Genomic DNA, 529 nt, shown 5'->3' with positions numbered 1-529 from the left:
CTTGCCTTTATGATGGATGGAGAGGTCACTCCGAGTACGGCATTTGCAAATGCATTGAATGATAGCTGGGAGTACCACGAGCGATTCTGTGATAAAGGATACCAACAGACTGATTTTTATATGCCTATCCCGTTATTAGGCTTAGCTTGCATGGCAAAAGATTATGGTAAAGAAGTAAACGTGCGATCAGATTTTATCCCACAGTTTTATATTGATGGCGATTACCTGTAATTTCACCCAAACCGCCCCATAAACCGACACAATTTAAAGGAATAACCATGATAAACATAACACGTGAGTATGAGAGCATAGAACTTGAAGACAATATCGAACGATTTGAGCGGATGTATAATCATTCACTCAAAAGTTTACCAATTAAACGAGATAATTTAATAAGTTTTTTTGGCGATGCAATCACAATCTGCCAATGGTGGTCGTTTGATTTAACGGATGAAAACAAGCAAAAATCAATCAAAGCATTAAAGCTAGCTGCAAAAGCCGGTGAGGCAATTTTTAGGCTGGGTCGAGA

At 38.8% G+C, this 529-nt stretch carries 2 protein-coding genes; both read left to right on the top strand.

The annotated features are described in order from the left end of the window. Positions 1-231 (top strand): Imm49 family immunity protein (locus I6F65_RS21605; protein WP_197114899.1); only part of this gene is annotated, 231 nt, incomplete at its 5' end. Between the two features lie 47 nt (positions 232-278). Next, positions 279-529 (top strand): hypothetical protein (locus I6F65_RS21600; protein ID WP_197114897.1); only part of this gene is annotated, 251 nt, incomplete at its 3' end.

The organism is Pseudoalteromonas sp. SWXJZ94C (genome assembly GCF_015864385.1).
Taxonomy (GTDB): Bacteria; Pseudomonadota; Gammaproteobacteria; order Enterobacterales; family Alteromonadaceae; genus Pseudoalteromonas.
Note: the sequence above shows the minus strand (reverse complement) of the source record. Positions and strands in the feature narration are given on the sequence as shown.